We start from the raw sequence: 457 nt of genomic DNA, 5'->3' as shown, positions 1-457 counted from the left end.
GGCCGGCGTGTCCTTTATATCGCCCCCTCGACTACGACGGAGTATATGCCCCAGTGCGAGATGTGCGGCAAGGAACGGCCGTCCCTGACGACGGTCAAGGTCGAAGGGGCCGAACTCGAACTGTGCGACGACTGCAAGGAGTTCGGCACCGAGGTCCGCACTGAGTCGAGTTCCTCTCAGTCGACGAAGTACTCGACGTCGAGTTCCTCAGGCGAGTCGTCGGGGTCCTCCAGCGCGTCGAGCACGTCCTCGTCTGCCGGCGGCGGGTCGTCCGGCGGCTCCAGCCGACGGCGACGCGATATGTTCGACGATATGGACGAGATCGCTTCGGACTACGACCGCCGGATCCGCGAGGCGCGCGAAGACCGCGGACTGAGTCAGGAAGACCTCGCGCAGTCGCTCAACGAGAAGGCGAGCCTCATCCGCAAACTCGAACGCGGCGACATTCTCCCCTCCG

Annotated in this window: 1 protein-coding gene; it reads left to right on the top strand. The window is 64.8% G+C overall.

Annotation, left to right across the window (positions count from 1 at the left end):
* Positions 1-45: 45 nt before the first annotated feature.
* Positions 46-457 (top strand): multiprotein bridging factor aMBF1 (locus DEQ92_RS22595; protein ID WP_115821809.1); only part of this gene is annotated, 412 nt, incomplete at its 3' end.

The organism is Haloferax sp. Atlit-6N (genome assembly GCF_003383195.1).
Lineage (GTDB): Archaea > Halobacteriota > Halobacteria > Halobacteriales > Haloferacaceae > Haloferax > Haloferax gibbonsii.
The sequence above is the reverse complement of the archived record's forward strand: the minus strand, read 5'-3'. Positions and strand labels throughout refer to the sequence as shown.